This window comes from Halostagnicola sp. A-GB9-2 (assembly GCF_030068615.1).
Lineage (GTDB): Archaea > Halobacteriota > Halobacteria > Halobacteriales > Natrialbaceae > Halostagnicola.
The window spans coordinates 12,851-30,833 of record NZ_JASJOC010000008.1 but is presented as its reverse complement, the minus strand read 5'-3'; the positions used below and the strand labels follow the sequence as shown (position 1 = coordinate 30,833).

13 protein-coding genes are annotated in these 17,983 nt (G+C 58.5%); 9 read left to right on the top strand and 4 right to left on the bottom strand.

Annotation, left to right across the window (positions count from 1 at the left end; translation table 11 throughout):
- Window positions 1-47 precede the first annotated feature (47 nt).
- Window positions 48-2,621, bottom strand: a complete 2,574-nt coding sequence (locus QNM96_RS17150; RefSeq protein WP_283837890.1) for an FAD-dependent oxidoreductase — start codon at window positions 2,619-2,621, stop codon at window positions 48-50.
- A 440-nt stretch (window positions 2,622-3,061) separates the two neighbouring features.
- Here QNM96_RS17150 and QNM96_RS17145 point away from each other — a divergent pair, with 440 nt between their 5' ends.
- Window positions 3,062-3,505: a heme-binding protein gene (locus QNM96_RS17145; RefSeq protein WP_283837889.1), complete on the top strand. Its 444-nt coding sequence runs from the start codon at window positions 3,062-3,064 to the stop codon at window positions 3,503-3,505.
- Window positions 3,506-3,718: 213 nt separating this feature from the next.
- Here the strand turns inward: QNM96_RS17145 and QNM96_RS17140 are convergent, their stop codons facing one another.
- Complete coding sequence (locus QNM96_RS17140; RefSeq protein ID WP_283837887.1) at window positions 3,719-4,456, bottom strand: creatininase family protein; 738 nt, start codon at window positions 4,454-4,456, stop codon at window positions 3,719-3,721.
- An 80-nt stretch (window positions 4,457-4,536) separates the two neighbouring features.
- Here QNM96_RS17140 and QNM96_RS17135 point away from each other — a divergent pair, with 80 nt between their 5' ends.
- From QNM96_RS17135 to QNM96_RS17115, 5 genes are all read left to right on the top strand, one after another.
- Complete coding sequence (locus QNM96_RS17135) at window positions 4,537-4,710, top strand: hypothetical protein (protein WP_283837886.1); 174 nt, start codon at window positions 4,537-4,539, stop codon at window positions 4,708-4,710.
- Window positions 4,711-4,725: 15 nt separating this feature from the next.
- Window positions 4,726-5,022, top strand: coding sequence for a succinylglutamate desuccinylase/aspartoacylase family protein (locus QNM96_RS17130; RefSeq protein WP_283837885.1), 297 nt, complete (start codon window positions 4,726-4,728; stop codon window positions 5,020-5,022).
- Between the two features lie 346 nt (window positions 5,023-5,368).
- Window positions 5,369-6,598 carry a hypothetical protein gene (locus QNM96_RS17125; RefSeq protein ID WP_283837884.1) on the top strand — a complete coding sequence of 410 codons (1,230 nt, stop codon included), beginning with the start codon at window positions 5,369-5,371 and terminating at the stop codon, window positions 6,596-6,598.
- A gap of 321 nt (window positions 6,599-6,919) precedes the next feature.
- Window positions 6,920-8,053 carry an aromatic ring-hydroxylating dioxygenase subunit alpha gene (locus QNM96_RS17120; protein WP_283837883.1) on the top strand — a complete coding sequence of 378 codons (1,134 nt, stop codon included), beginning with the start codon at window positions 6,920-6,922 and terminating at the stop codon, window positions 8,051-8,053.
- Window positions 8,054-8,114: 61 nt separating this feature from the next.
- Window positions 8,115-8,474: a hypothetical protein gene (locus QNM96_RS17115; protein ID WP_283837882.1), complete on the top strand. Its 360-nt coding sequence runs from the start codon at window positions 8,115-8,117 to the stop codon at window positions 8,472-8,474.
- Window positions 8,475-8,567: 93 nt separating this feature from the next.
- On the opposite strand, the gene QNM96_RS17110 is transcribed toward QNM96_RS17115, so the two are convergent.
- The gene (locus tag QNM96_RS17110; protein ID WP_283837881.1) at window positions 8,568-9,365 is read right to left on the bottom strand and encodes a hypothetical protein; all 798 of its coding nucleotides are present in this window, start codon (window positions 9,363-9,365) and stop codon (window positions 8,568-8,570) included.
- 1,742 nt (window positions 9,366-11,107) lie between these two features.
- Complete coding sequence (gene folP, locus QNM96_RS17105) at window positions 11,108-13,522, bottom strand: dihydropteroate synthase (RefSeq protein WP_283837880.1); 2,415 nt, start codon at window positions 13,520-13,522, stop codon at window positions 11,108-11,110.
- Between the two features lie 295 nt (window positions 13,523-13,817).
- Between folP and QNM96_RS17100 the strand changes: the two genes are divergently transcribed.
- From QNM96_RS17100 to QNM96_RS17090, 3 genes are all read left to right on the top strand, one after another.
- Window positions 13,818-15,053 carry an alanine--tRNA ligase-related protein gene (locus QNM96_RS17100; protein ID WP_283837965.1) on the top strand — a complete coding sequence of 412 codons (1,236 nt, stop codon included), beginning with the start codon at window positions 13,818-13,820 and terminating at the stop codon, window positions 15,051-15,053.
- Window positions 15,054-15,373: 320 nt separating this feature from the next.
- A complete protein-coding gene (locus tag QNM96_RS17095) occupies window positions 15,374-16,351 on the top strand; it encodes a formyltetrahydrofolate deformylase (RefSeq protein WP_283837878.1) in 978 nt (325 codons plus the stop codon).
- Window positions 16,352-16,659: 308 nt separating this feature from the next.
- The gene (locus tag QNM96_RS17090; protein WP_283837876.1) at window positions 16,660-17,778 is read left to right on the top strand and encodes a GTP-binding protein; all 1,119 of its coding nucleotides are present in this window, start codon (window positions 16,660-16,662) and stop codon (window positions 17,776-17,778) included.
- The last annotated feature ends 205 nt before the right edge of the window (window positions 17,779-17,983 follow it).

Sequence of the window (17,983 nt, the reverse complement as noted above, 5' to 3'; positions counted from 1 at the left end):
TAAAAAGTCAGACCCAAGAGCACATTGCACCGTCGAGTGTGCTCTTTTTAATCGAGTAGGGGTTCCTCGCGAACGGTGGCGTCGTACCGTTCGCCCTCGTACAGGATCTCGAGGTCGGTCCCGGGCTCCGCGTACTCCGGTGAGAGGTACGTGTAAATGACGCAGGCGCCGACCGTGTACCCGTACTCGGTGCTGTGTACGTAGCCGATCCGTTCATCACCGTCGAAAATCGGACGGTGAGGGAGGATCGTCGCCGCTTCGTCGTCAAGGGTCAGACACGCGACCTTGTGGTCGATGTTGTTCCCCTCAGCCGCTTCGACGACCGCCTCCTTCCCGATGAAGTCGGTCTCCAGATCGGTGGCCCACCCGAGGCCCGCTTCGTAGGGATTGTGCTCGGTGTGGAGATCCTCGCCCCACAGCCGGAAGCCCTTCTCGATACGCAAGGCGTTCAACGCGCCGTTGCCGTACGGGCGAAGGTCGTACTCTTCACCGGCATCCATGAGGTGCTCCCAGAGCTGCTCACCGTACTCGGAGGGCGTGTACAGCTCCCAGCCGAGTTCGCCGGCGTAGGACACCCGGAGCGCGGTGACGGGCACGTTCTTGATGAAGAACTGCTGACCCGTGAAGAACGGGAACGCCTCGTCAGAGAGATCTGCGTCCGTCACCTTCGAGAGTACCTTCCGCGCGTTCGGACCGGTACAAACCATCGCCGCCAGGCTGGAGGTGACGTCATTGACGACCACGTCCTCGGGGGACTGCTCGCGAACCCACGCGACGTGGTTGTTTCCGACCTCGCGACCCGTCGTCAGGAGGAGGTAACGGTCGTCGTCAACGCGCGTGACGGTGATGTCGGCGCGGACGCCGCCTTCCTCGTTACACATCAAGGTGTATCGGACGTCGCCAACGTCGAGGTTCATGTCGTTCGTAGAGAGGCACTGGACGAAGTCTCCGGCGTCGCTTCCGACGACCTCCATCTTGTTGAACGACGTCATGTCGTGGAGGCCGACCTTATTGCGGACGTGGAGCGCCTCCGCGCCCTCGATGGGTGACCAGTACTTGCCCTCCCAGCCCTCACGGTCTGGGATCTGCTCGCCGTACTCAGCGAGCAGGTCGGTGTTGGACTCGAACCACTGCGGTTCCTCCCAACCGGCTTCCGCCCAGAGCTCGGCATCGAGTTCCTTGTGGCTGTGGTACATCGGCGTGCGGCGGATATCGCGCTGATGATCTGTCCAGACCCACTTCGGGTGCATGATGTTGTAGACGATGCGGTACTCCTCGCCGCCGATGTCTCGCGCGAAGTCCCAGCTGCCTTCGTGGGCGTCGAACCGATTGACGTTGCAGTGCCGGAGGTCGATCGGTCCGTCGGGAAGGCGGGGGATACCGTTTTCCATCCACTCGGCGAGCACCTTGCCGGCGCCGCCGGCGTGAGTGACCCAGATGGCGGCCGCGGACCAGAGACCGTCGTACTTCTGGACGGGACCCATCACTGGCAGACCGTTGGGGGACTCCGCGAACATGCCGTTGTACTTGTGTTCGAGTTCCCTCCCCTCCGTGGCTGGCAGCAGTTCGTCGCTGGCCTGGCGGGGCGCCTTGTCCGGCCGGTCCGGGTGCGTCGCGTTGTTCATATGGTACTCGGTGAACTCGTGGATCGAGCCCTGTTCGGCGTCTTCCTCGTTGCCGCCGAGCTCCCGCGGGTCGGGCACGACGGGTTCGTGGTTGTACGACCCGATTCCGTAGGAGTCCCCGTGCGTCCGGAAGTACATCGCGTTGTCTTGATCGCGGAGGATCGGCCGGTCGGGGCCCGCGAGCAGGCGGTCGACTTTATCACCGGAGACGCCCTTATAGTTCTCGTACAGCGGGTGATCGCTGACGTCGATCTGGTTGTCGGCGAGCTCCTCGAGCGACTCGGTCATCGTGTATTGGTGCTCGACCGGCGTCACCGGGAAGTGAACGTCGAGTTTCTCGCCCAGCTGACGCGCCCAGATGTTCGTCGCGATGACGACTTCGTTACACTCTATCGTCCCGTTTTCGGTGATAACCGAGCTGACCGAGCCGTTCTCGGTCTCGATGTCTTCGGTGCGGGTGTGCGGAACGAACTTCGCTCCCCGGTCCATGGCTTCTCTGGCGAGGGCAGCGCAGGCGACGACGCCAGACACCTGGCCGTCAGTCGGGGAGTAATACCCACCCTGGATCACGTCGCTGTCGACGAGCGGCAGCTTTTCTTCTACTTCCTCGGGCGAAAGGATCTCCGGGTTCGGGAGCCCCCAAGATTTGGCCCACTCGACACGGCGCTGGAGGTAGTCCATCCGCTCGTCGCTCCGCGCGACCTCGATGCCGCCGACTTCTTTGTAGGCCTGAACGCCGTTGTCGTCCTCCAGGTCCGAGTACAGGTTACGGCTGTACTTGGCGAACTTCGAGAGGATCTTCGACTCGGAGGTCTGGAACATGATCCCCGGTGCGTGGCTGGAAGATCCACCAGTGGTTGGCATCGGTCCCTGATCGACGACGACGACGTCGTCTCGGCCAAGTTCAGTGAGCTGATACGCCAGGTTGCACCCGACGATACCGGCACCGACGATAACAGTGTCCGCTTGGTCCGGCAAACTGTCGTCTGCGTTCATAATTGTACACTTCGTGGTGCCAGTCGAGTACAAATATAATTATCGCTCACTCGGATCTTCACCAAAAACTTGGTAGAAGGATTATGATTAGAGTTTCGAGATGGCTGTGGATACCCATAATATCGCTGTTATCCTAGGGCACCATCGCCAAGCGACGGCGCTCGGTTCCGTGCATGGACACGCCAACGGTCGTCAGAGGCATCGGCAAGGCCGCGAAGAAGCACAAAATGGTATTTCGGAATCACTTTTAGCGGTAGTAACGCTGAATCGCGGGGTGACGGCTTCCCTTTCCAGCTACTCGAACCATCAACCGAATCCTGAGATATTCACATATAGAGACTCCAGTAAGACATAATTCTCCACCAGTTTCCCGAAATTATAGCGTCTGTCGAAGAAATAACGACAACTTATTTCATGATAACTCCCCACCTTCCGCTTGCATGGTAGAGTCCATTCCGCTGGAGACAGCGACAGAGTTGATAGAAGCGACAGAAGAGAAAGCGGACGAGATCGACAACCCGATGGTGATCACGATCGCAAACAGCGAGGGGAACCTCATCGCCCAGCACCGCATGGACGGCGGCTGGCTGGCCTCCGTGAGCATCTCGCGTAACAAAGCGTACACGTCGGCTGCCCTAGAGATGCCGACACACGAACTGGCGGAGCCCTCCGAGCCGGGCAACTCGCTGTACGGCCTCCAGACGACCGACGACGATCAGATCGTCATCTTCGGTGGCGGCTATCCGCTCGAGCGAGACGGTGAAGTCGTCGGCTCGATTGGTGTCTCCGGCGGCGCCGTGAGCCAGGACCAGGAGGTCGCCGAAGCTGGCGTCGAACGGTGGAACGAACTCATCAAAGAAGAAGCGGTCACGGCAGACGACTGATCGGCGAGAGCCTCGGAGACATTCAGCCGGTAAGCGACTGAATTCCTGACGGCACCCAGTTGCTCCTTTGTGTCTCCGATGACGTGCAGTTCTCTACGGGTTACGCTGGAGATTGCTCGGAGTACGCCAGACGTTCCTATTGTCGAATTTCGCTGTCCCTCTGAAACACTGCTAGAAGCGGTATTCGGGACGATTCGCCTGTGTACGGCCGTGTTACCGATGGGGAGGACGTTCCGCATCGTGCTCGGCCACGGTCTCGAGCAGCTCCACGAGCGCTTCGCTCGTGGCATCGAGAAGTTCCTCACCCAGGTCGGCGCTTGCCTCGCGCGGATCGCCGACGACGCCGTTCTCGGTGAACTCAGCCGAGTCGAACGCAAGATTGACCCGTCCCTGCCAATCACCCCACCGATCGCTGGCTTCCGCTGCCACGTCGTCGATGCGACCCTCGCACACACATTCCGGGTTCGCGTGCTGGAGCAAAGCCGTCTCCAGCGGACCGCCGTGTCCCATGCGGGAAGCGTGATCACCGACCTCGTCGAACCAGGTGAACGGGACCGCGTACGCATCGTCGTGGCGTGTGATCGTTCCGGCGACTTCCCGGAGCGCAGCTACGTTTCCACCGTGACCGTTCACCAGCACGACGCGATCGAAACCGTGTGATGCCAGACTCCTGACGATGTCACGGACGTACGACCTGAACGTCGATTCGGACGTCCAGAGCGTTCCGGAAAACTGTCTGTGTTCCTCAGCGATGCCGACTGGGACTGCCGGAGATACGACGACGGGGTCGTCAAGTCGTTCGGCGGCGATCTCAGCGACCGCTTCGGCGTTGAGCGTGTCGGTACCCAGCGCGGCGTGAGGACCGTGCTGTTCCGTGCTGCCGATCGGTACCATCGCCAGATCCGTCTCTATACTATGGACGTCGGTCCACGTTGTGCTCTCGAGGTGCATGTACTGGCTGCTGTTCGTGGAAGCGCATAAAAACCCGTCCTTCCCGACACTTACAAGCCGTGACACCCGGGAGATACAGTATGAACCGCAAACGCGTTACGCACACGGCTACCGAGCGCTGTCTCGCTCAATTGCCATCCGGATTCGATGTCTCTGTTACCGTCCACCGAGACGAGGGCGGCCCCGGTCCGACGGTGTACGTTCAGGCCGCACAGCACGGAATCGGACGTAACGGAACTGCCGCGCTACAATGACTCCACGATCACCTGATGTCTACCGATATCGCAGGGGCAGTTCTCGTAGTGCCCATTGCGAATCCGCGTGCGTTCGACCATCAGTCGTACGTCACCCCGCATGCTCTCGACGCGGTCAACTCGAATATGAATCTCATCTGGCCTGGCGACAACGAGGGAACGCTACAGGAACGGTCAGCCAGACGACTGTCGTGTCTGTTCGAAGGTTCCGACGCCGTAATCGATCTCCACACCAGGGCCGTAGACATGCTTGAGCACGTTCGCTTCCAAGACGACGACTCGAATCATCAACCATACATGATTTGTGCATAACATGTACTAATTCTCACATGAGATGCGTCCACTGTAGACGAGACACCACTGAGAGCCACTCCCTTCGATTTACCAGCGAGGAGACACAGGAAATCACGGAAGAATTAGAACTGTGTCAGGACTGCCTTTTCGAGTTCTTCGCCAATTCTGGAGTAGAGAAGATTAGCTCATAGGAGCCTCCTGCAAGACCTGCAGCGACCGCCACCGTATTCGTCCAGCCCGGGAAGCACGCACCCGAAACGGAGTAGGGGAATCATCTTTACTTGAGTTTCTCCCCCTATATAAAGAGATTCTTTATTCCGCATTTATGCTTATATACCCAAAGAAGAGAGTGGTTGACAATACCATGGGATTAAGTACCTCATTCAAAGAACTCTCCCAAGTGATTGGGCGATACGAATCGGATGGCGGGAGAATCCAACGTATCAAAGCGGAGACGTCCGACCGGGAATCCGAAGCCGGGCTAACGGTCACACTCGACGTTCCCCTCTCCCTGTGTTCGGGAGAGAAATCAGGAACTGAACCATCACCGCAGGCAGCAGCGATCACAGACGACGGTGGGGTACAAATAGAGTTCTCCCCGTCGATGCTACCGGAGTTAGACGAATACGTTCCCGAAAATGCATCGACTATCAGGAAAGACGCCCGCGTCACCGACGACGGCACCGTGGTGGCGACGCTCACACTCACTTTCGAGGCAGAGGAGGGGCACCGGCGTTCCGAATCATCATCCCCCCATGACTTCAACTCTCGATCCCATCCAGCGGCAGTCACTACCGAGAGCGACGAAGCGATCGGCGACGATCCAGAACCGGCCGACGCGAGTACTGCGACGGTCACCCGCGGAGAAGCAGTTGACGACTCAGACGGTATCGGTGAACATGAGGACACCCAAGCAACAACTGATGAGTCGGCGAGCGATCAGAGCAAGGTAGAGGAGAAACTCGACGCCGCACGGTCAGCGAACCTCCCACCGTATGAAGACGACGAATATCTACAGTGTTTGTACGATTCCTGCGACACATTCGCAGAGATGGCTGAACACATCGAGATGGATGTTACCTCAGAGACCGTTCGTCGATACATGACCGAGGCCGGCATCCACCAACCGGTGTCGTACGAGACGGCTGACGAGGACGAAACGAACGACTCCACGGCAAACAGCAGTATAGCGGCGACAGACGCTGATAACACAGTCGACAAGCCAGACGAGCAGACAGCCGCTAAAGAGTGTTCCGGGGACGCACAATCGTCATCCGGATCGACATCAGAACAGGATCTAGCAGCGAAAGAAGATGACCCGATCGAAAGCGTCTCCAACACACAGCTCGCCGCCGACGGGCTCGGTCTCCCGGACGGCCTCACGATCGAAAAGGTGGTAAGTGCCATAGAGTCGTCGATGACGCTGTACGACATACAGCGACAACTGGACCTTGACCGGGAACGTACGAAGGAGTTGCTAAAACAACTGGATCTGATAGATCTCGCCATGCATAGAATCTCGCACGACCCTGGTCAGGAAGTCACTCGTGAAGAGATCGCCAACCGGATTCACAGCAGTGCTATCAGCGGCTGATATCGCGATTCTCCGTGCTCGTCCACCGCCGCAGTGTGTCCATCAGCGACGGGGTTTTCGCTGAGGAGGACCACGCTCGACGAGACAGATCTGTTCTGAGATCCCTCCCTGGATGACTGTCGCTGCAACTCCGTCATAGAAATTGTAACTACATTCGGACCACGTCGACTGATCACGAACCGAGATCGAAAATCCGCTTCCGCCCACCTCTGTGGATCATGTCCCGTCCATTCGTCCCCACCCTAAGTTTTCACTAGTTTATAGTGAGGTTCAATATCACAGGTGAACTGTTTTTTATAGGTATGTCATTTGCTGTCTTGTATGACACAGTGGGACGAATCACAAACGCAAGCAGTGAGTTCAGATATCACGGAGAAGTCGAACGCGTTACCGGCGAAGTACTTTACTGACCCGGAGGTCCTCGAGATAGAGAAAGAGAAGGTGTTCGGCCAGTACTGGGTGTACGCCGGCCACGCCAACTGCATCAAGGAAGCAGGCCAGTACTTCACCCGGACGATTGGCGGCCGGCAACTGATCATCGTCCGCGGTCACGACGGTGATATCAAGGCATTCGACAACGTCTGCGCCCACCGCGGCTCGAAGATGGTCGAGGATACGCCGATGACCGACCCCGGTGATGCAAAGCGAATCAAATGTCCATACCATCTCTGGACGTACGACCTCGAGGGGGAGCTCAAAAGCACACCCAAGAGCTTCGATGAAGCCAGTCTGAACCCCGATCTTGAGGACGAGGAAGTACAAGAGTACGACGCCGAAGAGAACTCCCTGAACGACGTTCACGTCGACACCATTGGCCCACTGTTGTTCGTGAACCTGCGCGAGAATCCGATGCCACTGGCCGAGCAGGCCGGCGTAATGAAAGACCGCCTCGAGGCATTGCCTCTCGAGGAGTACGAACACGCGACTCGAATCGTCTCGGAAGTAGAGTGTAATTGGAAGGTGTTCGCGAGCAACTATTCGGAGTGCGACCACTGCCAGGCCAACCATCAGGACTGGATCAAGGGGATCTCGCTCAACGAGTCCGAACTCGAGGTAAACGATTACCACTGGGTACTCCACTACACGCACGCCGAAGACGTCGACGACGAGATGCGGATCCACGACGAACACGAGGCGCAGTTCCACTACTTCTGGCCGAACTTTACGGTGAACATGTACGGCACTGCTGACGGCTACGGCACCTACATCATCGACCCCATCGACACCGATCGATTCCAGCTCATCGCGGACTACTACTTCCGCGACAGTGAACTCTCCGAGGAGGAACGCGAGTTCGTTCGCACGAGCCGCCAACTGCAGGAAGAGGACTTCGAACTGGTCGAGCGACAGTGGGAAGGGCTCAAAACCGGCGCGCTCGCACAGGCCCAACTCGGCCCCAACGAACACACCGTCCACCGCTTCCACCAGCTCGCTCAGGAGGCCTACGACTCGTGATCGCACTGCCCACCGACCAGCGCTCACAAGTACCCAAAACGGAATCCGAAATTCGACACCTATGAGCACGCAAGACCAAGCGCCGTACGTCGCGGTCTGTCCGGAGTGTGACGTCGATCTGCGAACCGAGACGCCGAACGAGATCGTCGAGTTCTACCGCCGTCACTATCGCGTGACGGGCCACGACGTGGAGTTCGAACGCGCACAGATGGGTTTAGACGAGGACGTCACAAGCGGCGATATCAAGGACGTCGTCTGGCAGCTGCAAGACCGATACGAGAACGGCGTCCCGGTCGGCGTCATCGCGGCGGTGATGTCCGACCGCGGACTATCGATCGGCGAAACGTTAGACGAGATCCACGAGGTGCGGATGACCGGCGGCCTGTACGAACCCCAGGACGATCACCTCGGTGCGTTCTGATCGACTGTTTCCGTTCGTCTCCCGGAATCACCAGCTTGCGTTCGATTCGAAACGCCAGATGTCTCGGCTCTCCGTCGCCGCTCGTCGCGACAGTTACTCCTCTCGATCGGTCGTGTCCGTCTTGAGCCACTTCTCGTCGGGATCGATCGGTTCCACCGCTCGAATGAGTTCGTCTTCGGTGTAGTCACGGTCCTCGAGTCGCATGCTCCGGATCCGCCACTGGCGGCTCAGTTCCGGTTCGCCCTCGGGCCCGACTCGCGCGCCGTGAGTCCTGAAGAACGCTCCGTCGCGGCCGAGCCGCTTCCCCTCGTAGGTGTGTTGGTCGAAGACAGCGTCGTACTTTCCGCCGGGCTCGAGTTTGTCGACGGGATAGTCGTAGCGGGGCTCGCGGCCCTCCTCGAGTGCGACCGCACGTTCTTCGGAGAGTTCGCCGAAGTAATCATCGGCGTGTGCGGCCTCCCGAGACGACGGTGCTCGAGCGGCCGCCAATGCCGCGTGGACCGCACAGAGCCGTCCGCGCCAGGAGTCCGCCGACCACCGTTCGCGGGCCAGTTCCTCGTACCGAGCCACCGTGAGAGCGACCTGGTGTCCGGCGCGCAAGTCCTCGACGACGTAGAGGGTGATTCGGTCCCAGAAGTTCCAGGCGTATCCCGAACGGACCAGTTCCCATGCGGCCCACGCCGCGACTTCCTCGTCGGATCGCCGAACCGCCTTCTGGAGGAGACTCGAGACGACGTAGCGGTTCGCCCCGGATTTGGTCTCGTTCTCATCGAGTTCGTCGCCGAAGTCGTCGTGCTCGGGCCCGGCGCCGGAGCCGTCGTCGGTTGCGTTCGTCTCGTCGGTTCGGAGTTCGCCTTCGGTGCCGAACGTGGCCTGTTTTCCGTCGTCCATACTCGGTTCTCTCGCCCGTCAACCGAAATAGCTGACTGCTCCGACAGACGGCCGGGCGGACAACTCACGCCGGCCGACCGTACCCGACGATCGGGATCGTTACGACGATCAGCGCCCTCTATTTCGTCGTCGCGGCGGTCATCCCAATCATGATACCGCGGGAATCCTCCTGGCCAGGGTCGCCATCGCGCTGGTCGTGAACTGACCGAGCTCGCGGACGGGTCAAGCGGATCGGGTGCGCTCGTAAAACCCATCGTGTTAGACAAATTATTTTTTAAGTTTACGAACGCCACGAAGCAGTCAGCGGTCTCGGTAACGCCTCGCTTCCCTCGAAAACATGGGCGCGGCAGCCGATCCGAGTTCGACGAAACCGTACTGATTTTGGAAGCGACAGCGTGCATGGGGTAATACGTCCCCATTCGAGCACGGTAGCAATTCGAATCGCTTTCGCCGGGATATTTTACCCACTTATGATACGATTCCGAGATCGTGACGACGCCGCCGTGATCTTAAATTACGAAATCGATTCGTCGGTCGCGGCTGGTAACATAACGCCATGATCGACCGTGAAGCACCGCTATAACTCCTACGCATGGGGAACTCGCGGCTCGGAGACCCCGATTTTCAATCGTCGCGCCGAATCAGGCGGCGAGGATCGGGCCGAACAGTCGGCGGGCGACGTTGCGCTCTTCTCCCGGCTTTCGTTTTTAGATACGTTGACCGGCCTTCTATTTGGTTGTCTCTCCCATCCAACTACGATGTACCGGTTCGCCTCAATAAGTATATTACAGGCATATGTTCGTAATTCAGTGCGTTTGCGACTGCTGTCCCAATATCGAGACCGAATACAGATGGGCCAGCCGAAATCCAGTCGTGAGTTCGGCATTCAACCGACTCGACCGTTCTCATCGGCCATGGAACTGCTCCTCTTCGTCGGCGTGATAGGCTACTACCTGCCGCTGATTCCCCACATCACGTACCGAACTGCAGCGTCCGAAAGAGTGCCATCGATGGTGTGGTAGTCTGATAGATCGTAGCGGACTGCGACAACGAAACTACGATTCCACCGTCGGCTTTCACGTATAACTCGAAAAGTACATGCGATATTGCGTCGCTCATCTTCAATCATGCGTACCTGTCGATAGTTCTATTTCCGCCTCTTTCGCATCGAAGTCGGAGTTCCCGTTACTAAGACGTAGTCCGGAGATATTGCGCTCCATCAACGAAAGGTACGATTTCAAAGATGTTATGTTCCACAGCAGTGTCTATTGGCGGTCCAAGCCTGAACTGATGGGTGAAATCGATGGTGTGTCTCCGATTTCACTCAGCAGTCGACGCTTGGAACGGTACTAGTGCGCTCGCAAGCGTCAGCTGCGTATTATCTCCTCTGAGCGGCTTTCTACAGGAATGGGACGGAAGAAGCATAGACACTCTGAATAAAAGCGAACGCGAAGTTGTCGGTCTCGTCGTCGCGCTCGCGGGGTATATGGCACACGACGTTAGCTCGGAACTTCCGATCATCGTCATCGATGCCGTAGAGATGCTCGAACAGATCGTATCTACGGCCTCCTGACGTATTTTGAACAGCATACAGACTAGTCGTCGCGGCGGTTCTCCCCGAGGAAGCCGACGAACTCGGAGCCACGTTTCCTTTTATTCTTACCACCTCGTCGTTCGATACGGTGACCTAAGTACGAGCGTCGTATCGATCGGTCTCCTTCCTTGGCACTCGTATCGTCCACCTATCTGTCTGTATTGGTCATTTCTCGAACCGTCCGGATCGCAATGGCGTTCTCTGCGACGTCGTGGACGCGGACGATATCCGCGCCTCGCTCGGCCGCCATGGTCGTCGTTGCTACCGTCGGCAGTAATCGCTCGTTGATACTGCAGTCAATGCGCTTGAACATGGACTTGTGGGAATGGCCGACCATGATCGGGCAACCGAGAGCACGGAGTTCTCCCAGCCTGTCGACTAACTCGAAGCACTCTGCGGCGGACTTTCCGAAGCCGAGTCCGGGATCGACGATGATCTGATCGCGATCAAGTCCTGCCCGTTCGGCGAGCAACACTCGTTGGCCGAGTTCACAGATGACATCCTCGACGACATCATCGTACGCCGTCGATCGGTCCGGATCGACTGGGGCATCTACGCTGTGCACCACGACGACCGGCGCGTCGTGGTCGGCAGCGACAAATCGCATGTCCGGATCCGCCAGTCCGGAGACATCATTGATTATGTCTGCACCCGCCTCCAAGGCGGCGTCTGCGACAGCTGCCCTTCTCGTATCGATAGAGATTGGCACGTCTATCCCGGAGATGCGTTCGATAACCGAGACCACGCGCTCGATCTCCTCCTCGACCGTGACCGGATTGGCTCCTGGTCGAGTACTCTCGCCGCCGACGTCAACGATGTCCGCGCCCGAGGAAATCATTTCACAGACTCGTCGTACGGCGTCCTCCACCTGATCGTACCGGCCACCGTCATAGAAACTGTCCGGAGTGACGTTCAAGATACCCATGACTGCCGTGTCAGCATCCCATGGATACTGGTCGACCTCCTCGCCATCGCTGATGACCTCTCTGAACCGTTCCGAAGCGTACGAAAGTCCCAGATCACTGTTCTGGATCGCGTCGGCTAGACGTTCGTACTGAGCGGCAGTTCCAGATAGAACGACGGATACATGTCTACCGGGAGAATCGATCTCCGAGACGGCACACGTCCCACCGATGGATTGCATCGTCTGCTGTAGATACTCTGCCTGCCGCTTGCGCAACCGAGTTTTGAACGTATAGGTGACGGTGTCTTTAGCGACGTGGTTAGTAAATCCGTCCTGAACGGACACTTCGGAGAGCATAGATCGCGCAGCGTCGAGTGTCTCAGCTTGTTTTGGGATCTGGAGCTGCGTCCACCGATCGCGGGCTTCAGCGACGACGTACAGCGAACCGGTGACAAGCACGCAGTCGTCGCCGTCTGCCGAGTTGAGCGCCCGTTCGACCGCCGTCTGTACCGTCTTGTCCCGCTCAATCTGAGTTGCAAACGTCTCGAACGCGCCCGTCAGCGTGTCGAAGGACGCGGCCCGACTCACGTCCGGCTGACAAAGGCGAAGAACGTCCGATTCTGGGAGCTCTGCTGCCATTCTCGAGTGGTCCTTCTCTTTCATCGCGCCGAAGACAAGGTGAAATCCATCGAACTCGTACCGGTCGACGAGATCGGTGAGCGTTTCGCACGCGGCCGGGTTATGAGCACCGTCCAGGATCACCAGCGGGTCGGTCGACATCACTTCGAACCGGCCAGGCCAGTGGGCGCTGCGGAGTCCCCGCTCGATCGCCGCGGTCTCGACGTTCGCTACTTGGCGGGCAAGAGTCGCCGCAATTCCGGCATTCGTCGCCTGATGCTGGCCGAGCAACGGAAGATTCGTCGAGACATCCCACTCCGGGCCACGTATCAATACGGTTGTTTCGACCTGTGAGATCATTTTGCCCTCTCGGGCGATGATGTCGGTCTCTGCTTCGCCCACAGTGACGACCTCCGTTTCGGCTCTGATCGCCTCAAGCGCTTCGCCAACTGCACTCGTTACGAGCCGTTCCCCATCCGGTGCGACTTGGGCTTTGTCTCGGGCAATCTCTTCGACCGTCTCGCCGAGGACGTCGGTGTGCTCTAGGCTCACGTTCGTGACGGCACTGGCCACCGGATCGACGACGCTCGTCGCGTCGTGCCGACCGCCGATACCGACTTCGAGGATCGCTACGTCGACGTCTTGGCTGGCAAAATGCTGTATTGCGAGTACGGTAAGCACCTCGAAGTATGTAGGGCAGTCACCTTCGCCGCGCAGTCGAGAGACACACGGTTTGATTTCCTCGGCGAACGATTGGACGCGGTCCTTCGAGACTTTCTGCCCGTTGGTCCGGATCCGCTCGCGGAAGTCGTTCAAGTCCGGCGAAGTGTACAGACCAACGTCGAGGTCGGCCTCCCGCAGTACCCGTTCGAGCATCACCGCCGTGCTCCCTTTCCCGTTTGATCCCGCTATCTGGACGCAGTCGACTCTCTCGGATGGGTTTCCGAGAGCGGATAGCATCCGAGCGGTCGTCTCCGTCCCGAGTTTTGGGCGGGAGCGGTCCAGACTTTCCAGATAGTTGACTGCCTCGTGGTACTCCATGTCAAATACGGGTACGGTATCGGTATTAATGTATTGCCATACCGCTATTTCGGCCGGCAACGTCCATAATCAGGCGTCTCTACCGAGAAAATATCCCTCGATTCACGGTCGGCTCTGCTCACGCATCCACAAAAGATGATTTGTCTCATATATTGGGTTTGGAGTGCCATCGTTGTCCCACCACCCATCCGAAGTCGCTTTTCGCACCGCCCCTACTGGTCCACCGGCTACATCTTCTGAAATAGTGCAACTCTCTGTCGGCAAACTGGATCTCACGCTTTACGAGCACCGTGTTATTTATGAGAAAGTATGGCGATACCATACTATGGCCACCGACTCGACGAACAAACTAGCGGCCAAAGAGCCGTACGTGACGGAGTTCGAGGCGAGTGTTCGTTCCGTAAACGGTCGTGGGGTCCGCTTGGACCAGACGTATTTCTACCCGGAGGGAGGCGGGCAACCGGCAGACAGCGGAACTCTGGACGGTATCGACGTCATCGACGTGCAGAAACGGGACGGTGTAATCATCCATACTCTCGAAACCGAGCCTGGCTTCGAGGCAGACGAGGCTGTCACGGGTCGCATCGACGAAGAGTTCCGGACCTACTGTATGCGAGCGCACACGGCGAGTCACTTGGTGTACGGTGCGGGACGAAGACTGTTCGTGGATCCCGGATACGGCGGGTTCGATATCGGATTGGAGAAAGTTCGCCTGGACTTCAAAACTGACCTCGATCCCGACGACGTGAACGCGATCACGTTCGAGCGAATGGTAAACGAAGTAGTCTGGGACTCTCGGGACATCACGTGGGATGAAATGGACAGTGAGCGCGCCCGTCAGCGCGACGACGTGATTTTCAATCTGACCGACAACAGCGAACAGTCCGATACAGTTCGCGTGGTCGAGATCGATGAGTGGGATATCGCAGCCTGTGGCGGTACGCACGTACAAAATACCAACGAGGCCGGGCCAATAGCGGTGTTGGACGTCTCGAATCCGGGTTCTGACCTCGTCCGCGTTGAATACGCTGTCGGCCCCACAGCCATCCAGACGCGGATTGATGAGAGAAAGAACGCCAAGCGTGCGGCGGACGCGATGGATACGAGCGTCGAGGATCTTTCGGAATGCGCTACCAGTCTCGTACAGGAGAAGGCTTCCCTCAAGGAGGAGATCGACCAGTTACACGAGCGTCTGTTGGAAGAACACATAGAGACCCTAGCGGAGGAAGCCGTATCGAAGAACGGTGACGATTGGATAGTCGGCGAAGTCGAGGGGATGGGTCCGAACGACGTTTCCGAGCGAGTCAGAAACCTCGCTGGAGACGCGGGGGACGTGATCGCACTTACCGGCGTCAACGGTGATTCGTTCCTGGTCGTCGCAACGACCGGCGAACCTGACGCCAGCGAGGTCGTCGACGATGTCACGGCGGAGTTCGACGGTGGCGGCGGCGGCGGTTCGACCTTTGCGCAGGGCGGTGGGTTGGACGAAGAACCGGCGACCGTCGTCGAATATCTTCGGGAGCAGCCGTAGTCGCTTCGGCGCACCCCTGTCTGGAGCGACTGCGTTTCCGCCGTCGCTCGGTGTCCCGGACACCGTACGCCTTCCTTCTCGTGGTGTCAGAATTATTCCACATATTGCAACCCCGAAACACATCGTATCCCTGCCCTTTCAAGAGGAACAAAGTTAATTACCGGAGGACGGGAAGTAATGTCTGAAATGCCTCTCGAAAACCGCGAGACGTCCGTTTCGGTGGACTACAGATCACTGCTACGTAACTGCAAAGCTCCTCTCGAATCGCACCGATGGAAGACGAGTGGAACGACCGACCGCAGTAGCCGGAGGGAGCTGGTATGACTCGCGAGTGGACTGAGATAACGGTCGTCGGCGAAGACGATACCGGCCTCATCGCCGAGGTAACCTCCTTCCTCTTCGAGCGCAACGCCAACATCGTGGACCTCGATCAGGCCGTTCGGGACGGTACGTTCCGGATGACTATGGAGGTCGATACGTCGGACATGGTCACTACTCAACTGAAGTTTCAGGAGGACCTTGAGGACCTCTGCGACGGGTTCGGCGTTGACGTTCAGGTACGGTTCCCATCCGACTGCGAGAACCAATCCATTGCCGTCCTCGTCACAAAGGAGAGCCACTGTCTCGAAGCGTTGCTCGAGGCCTGGAACAGAGACGAACTGGACGCTGACATCGAGGTTGTCATCGGGAACCATGACGATCTTCAGCCGCTCGCGGCGCAGTACGACGTTCCCTTCCACGATATCGGAGACGAGAAGGGAGCCCCAGACGAAGAAGAACTTCTCGACCGGCTCTCCGACTACGACATTGACCTGATCGCGCTGGCTCGCTACATCCGTATCCTCTCGCCCGAAGTCGTCTTCCGCTACGAGAGTCGGATCATCAACGTCCATCCGAGTCTACTCCCGGCGTTCCCCGGTGCCGCCGCGTACAGACAGGCTCTCGAAGAGGGTGCCCGTATCGCCGGTGTCACCGCCCACTACGTCACGACCGATCTTGACCAGGGACCGATCATCACCCAGCGGGCGTTCAACATCCCTGCGGATGCCACGGAGGCAGACCTCAAGAATCGAGGCCAGCCGCTCGAAGCCGAGGCCCTCCTCGAAGCCATAAAGCTTCATCTCGACGACGAGCTCGCGGTACAGTTCGGACGCACCGAACTCGAAAATCCCGACGAGACTGACGCGCAGCTCGGCGCTCCCGAGGAACTCGACCGACTGATTCCCGATCAGCCGGTTGACGGCTTCGATGTGGTGGCTGCCAGCGAACCGGATGAGACGGCGACGGCGGATGACTGACTCACGATGTCTTTCAACTCCGACACCGAAATCCGTCGTAGAGGCGACGAGATGGGATTGCGTTCCCCTGTTGCGCTAAACGGACTGGGTCGTTTTTCTCGTTCTCCGTAACACATCAGTTATATCATCTGTTGAGGATGGTGCGAGCGAGTCTGTGGGGACGTGCCATCGTTCGGACCGCTATGCCGGCCACGAACACAGAACTACGATAACGGCCCCTGTATCTCCGATATCGAAGGAGATGACGAACCACTACTCTCGCTGTCGACGGGAGATTCATTATACGTCGACACGAGATTACAGATGGAATGGTCACGTCTACATCCGAGATTCCGATCACCGTTATCAGCGGGCCGCTGGGTGCGGGCAAAACGACGCTGGTCAATCGACTGCTGCACAACCCCAACGGGAGGCGAATTGCCGTCATCGTTAACGACATGGGCGAGATCAACGTCGACGCGGAGTTGATCGCCGACGAGACGGAGGAAGGCGTCGTCGACCTCTCGAATGGCTGTATCTGCTGTCGACTCCAGGACGACCTCGTCGCTCAGGCGACGCGATTAGCCGAGGAGCGCTCGGTCGACTATCTCGTCGTCGAGGCGTCAGGAATCAGTGAACCGGTTCCCATCGCCCGTACGCTCACGACGGGGACAGAAGAGGACAGCCTTCCGGACCGGTTCCGCCTCGATACGACAGTTTCGGTCGTCGACGCCTACGGCTTCTGGAAAGCGTTCGATTCGAAAGAATCCCTCCCGGATGCTGCCCCGGACCCGGAGCGGCCGCTGACCGAGGTGTTAGTCGACCAGATCGAGTTCTGCGACGTGTTGCTGTTGAATAAGTGTGATATGGTGCCTGAGGATGCGGTGGAATCTATCGAGGACGCTATCAGCGAACTCCAGCCGCGTGCGACGCTTCATCGAACGACGTACAGCGATGTCGACCCGAGTGCCGTTCTCGACACCGAATTGTTCGACTTCGAAGCGACACGGCGGCAGCAAGGCTGGAAGCAAGCCTTGGCCGAAGAAGCAGCAAACGAGGATCCGGGTCACGACCATGGTGACGATGCCGTTTCGGCGGCCGAGGCGCACGGCGTCGAGTCGTTCGTCTATCGGCGAGAGCGTCCCTTCCACCCCGAGCGGTTCGACGCATGGCTCGACGACTGGGACGGCGATATCATCCGCGCAAAAGGGTTCGCGTGGGTAGTGAGTCGCCCGGGGACGGTTCTCGGGGTGAGTCAGGCCGGCCCGTCCGTCCAGGCTGGCCCGATCGGCGAATGGGGAGACGACGACCCGGCGACACGGTTAGTGTTCATCGGTAGCGACCTCGACGAAGCGGCCGTAACCAACGAACTCGACGACTGTCTGGCGACATCTGACGAACAGACCGGAGAGTACTCTACTGATCCCTTCCCCCACGGATCTGATTGATCTCCGCCCGGACCCGATCCCTTTGCTGGTCGATCCAACGCCGATAAAGTCCCCGCAGTCGACGTTGACCACCGCGGTGACTGTCAGGTTTGCCATCGTCTTTGTCCATGTCTCGTACTCGTTCCCTGGCGTCTAGGGTACGAAGAACTCTACGCAATAGTTCGTTACTTTATGACACGGGGAGGCGTAGTAATGCTAAAAAACG

Bases quoted from the DNA above. Each gene is read 5' to 3' on its own strand.
- QNM96_RS17140 (WP_283837887.1), bottom strand. From the start codon at position 4,456: ATGCACCTCGAGAGCACAACGTGGACCGACGTCCATAGTATAGAGACG.
- QNM96_RS17090 (WP_283837876.1), top strand. From the start codon at position 16,660: ATGGTCACGTCTACATCCGAGATTCCGATCACCGTTATCAGCGGGCCG.
- QNM96_RS17115 (WP_283837882.1), top strand. From the start codon at position 8,115: ATGAGCACGCAAGACCAAGCGCCGTACGTCGCGGTCTGTCCGGAGTGT.
- QNM96_RS17135 (WP_283837886.1), top strand. From the start codon at position 4,537: ATGAACCGCAAACGCGTTACGCACACGGCTACCGAGCGCTGTCTCGCT.
- QNM96_RS17120 (WP_283837883.1), top strand. From the start codon at position 6,920: ATGACACAGTGGGACGAATCACAAACGCAAGCAGTGAGTTCAGATATC.
- QNM96_RS17145 (WP_283837889.1), top strand. From the start codon at position 3,062: ATGGTAGAGTCCATTCCGCTGGAGACAGCGACAGAGTTGATAGAAGCG.
- folP (WP_283837880.1), bottom strand. From the start codon at position 13,522: ATGGAGTACCACGAGGCAGTCAACTATCTGGAAAGTCTGGACCGCTCC.
- QNM96_RS17125 (WP_283837884.1), top strand. From the start codon at position 5,369: ATGGGATTAAGTACCTCATTCAAAGAACTCTCCCAAGTGATTGGGCGA.
- QNM96_RS17150 (WP_283837890.1), bottom strand. From the start codon at position 2,621: ATGAACGCAGACGACAGTTTGCCGGACCAAGCGGACACTGTTATCGTC.
- QNM96_RS17110 (WP_283837881.1), bottom strand. From the start codon at position 9,365: ATGGACGACGGAAAACAGGCCACGTTCGGCACCGAAGGCGAACTCCGA.
- QNM96_RS17130 (WP_283837885.1), top strand. From the start codon at position 4,726: ATGTCTACCGATATCGCAGGGGCAGTTCTCGTAGTGCCCATTGCGAAT.
- QNM96_RS17095 (WP_283837878.1), top strand. From the start codon at position 15,374: ATGACTCGCGAGTGGACTGAGATAACGGTCGTCGGCGAAGACGATACC.